Below are 2397 nucleotides of genomic sequence, written 5' to 3' on the forward strand. Positions count from 1 at the left end.
CGCTGGCGGCCGTGTTGGCGTTCAGCCAGCGCAGGTTTACTTGCGTGGAAGAGGCCGCTACCGCCGCCAGGCTAGCAGGGGCCACCGGGCCGGCCACTATAACCGTCTTGGTAAACTCCTTGACCAGACTCTGGCCAGCGTACTCGCCGCCGGGCAAGGCGAAGTTGAGGCGGGTTGAATTGGCTGTGACATTGTAGGTAGCGCTGGTGCCCTGTAGCTGGCCGCTCAGCGTCACGGTCACGGTCAGCGCCGCGTTCTTGGGGTTGCTCACGGCCACCTTCACGCTTGTGCCGTTCTCGCGCACGAGCACCAGGCAGGGCTGGTCGACAGCCAGCGTGCGCCCGTCGGGCAGCGTGAGCGAGCCGGCCTGGTAGAAGGCGGCCTGCGTGATGCCGGCCCCGTTGTGACGCACGGCCTGCACCTCTTTCGAGTTGACCAGCACGCGTAGCGGCAAGCCGCCGGCATGGCTGCTCGTATAAGTATTGAGTTCCGCTGCCGTCACGTCCGGCACCACTACGTACTCGTAAGTGGCGCTGTTGGGGCTGTTGCCATGGTCGAACCAGAGGCTAAACACGCCCTTGGTAACGAGGGCATCCGACTGATCACCCTTGATACTCTTCCACGTACCCGACTGGTCTTGGTTCTTGAGCGTCACGTTGGCCGGGTTGCCCAAAAACACGTAGCCCACCCCATCGTGGTGTACCCAGCGCGGGGCCGTCAACTTATGTTCGCCAGTAGTCACTATCGCCGAGGCGCCGGTGCCGAGTTTGGCCGTTACTGGTCCGGTGAGCAGACACTGGTTAACGGAAGAATAGATGGGGTTCGGCCGGTTGCCCGTGATGCTTGCTCCCAAGCACACATACGCTTCGTCGAAGTAAAAACAGGCTTTGCGCCCCGTCACGGTCTTGTCGTTGACATCGGCCATATCACGCACGGCAAAATCATAAGCAGCGGCTCCCACTTGACCGTCCGAAACGCCGCCAACGAAGGCAGTCAGCCCTTTTATATACGGGACTGGCTTGAAACTACTGACATGCTCACTGGTAATGCCCGGCACGCGCGCCCAGTCCCACACTGGAAAGATGTCGCGATATTCGTCGCCGCGACGGTAAAGATAACTAGCCCCGTAGCCTAGGTACCAGTTCTTATAGCCTTCTAGGTTAGGTACGTTGCTTTCCGTGCCTACGGTACGCACCGAATGCATGCGCGCGGTGACTAGGTAACCCGGCCGGGCGTGACTCATGTAATCCGAGCGCCAGAAGTGGCGGTTGCCGCTTAGCGCGGGCGCTTGCGTGCCGTCCACAACGGCCGCCAGCGATGTCAGTTCGGTTGCGCGCGGGGCCCCGGCTGCGGCCAGGCGCCGGGCAGCTATGGCTAAGGTAGCAGCATTATTAATTATGTTAACACGCGTGATTTCGCGGCCTACCACGCTGTAGTCATAGGTTTTGCCGCGTACCATCCAACGTTGCCCATCCAGCAACAGGTTGGTCAGCACGCCGCGCTTGCTCCCATCAAAGGCAAAGGCAGTGCCACGGGCTGTGGAAAGCCAATATACGGCGTCCTCTACGAACTGGCGGCCGTAGCCGCCGCTGTAGAGTTGGGGGCCGTGCTGGTGGAAGCTATAATCAGGCTGAATCCCTTCCTGAGCCGTCACAACTACGGTACTTTCTATTTCGGCAAAGGCTGTCGCCATCCAGGCGTCGTTTCCTTCCAAGCTGGCGCGGCGGACGACATTGGCGGCTACCCACACCAGGTTCTGGCCTGTGCAGGTGGCCGGGTTGCCGTAACACATGCCAGCCGTCGTCTTCGGCAGCCGGCTTACCGCTTTTTGAAACTCGTCAGCCGTCAGCGGGGCGTTGGTGGCGCGACGCAACACGTCCTGCATGAGGAGTAGCACCGGTCCTAAAACTTCGCCCTCACCGATGTTGCGGTGCCAAAAGTTAACCGATGTTATACCGCGGTCGGGGCTGGGTTTGTGGAAGGCGTAAAACTTAATTCCCTTCGCGATGCGTTGCAGCAAAGCCTCGCTGTGGTAGTGGGGGTTGGGACTAGATGCGGTGGGGGCGCGGTGATAGGCTAATGTCAATTTTAGCAGCCGCCGCGGGTGTTCCATGGGTTTCCACGTACCCGAGCTGGTGTTGGCGTAATCGATGGTCGACCAGCTGCCGTTGGCGGCTTGGCTCGAAAGTAGGCTGTTGACGGTGGCGGTGGTCGGGGCTGGCTCGGCCAGCGCATCGGCCTTGAGCCGAGCCTTGACGGTGTTCAGGTCAGGCGAAGCGGCCGTGGCCAGCAAACCGCTTAGTAGCAGCAGGGTGAGAGGCAGCACCCGTAAAAGCGCCCTGAAGCGACGCGGGTTGCACGATGGTTGGTGAGTGAAGTTCATGTTCATGAGGGGTG

At 60.7% G+C, this 2397-nt stretch carries 1 protein-coding gene; it reads right to left on the minus strand.

From position 1 onward, the window contains the following. A partial coding sequence (locus ACYSMN_RS25440) for a polysaccharide lyase family 8 super-sandwich domain-containing protein (protein WP_488926745.1) occupies positions 1–2383 on the minus strand: 2383 nt, incomplete at its 3' end. Positions 2384–2397: the final 14 nt, after the last annotated feature.

It is taken from the genome of Hymenobacter sp. M1-2 (assembly GCF_057808495.1).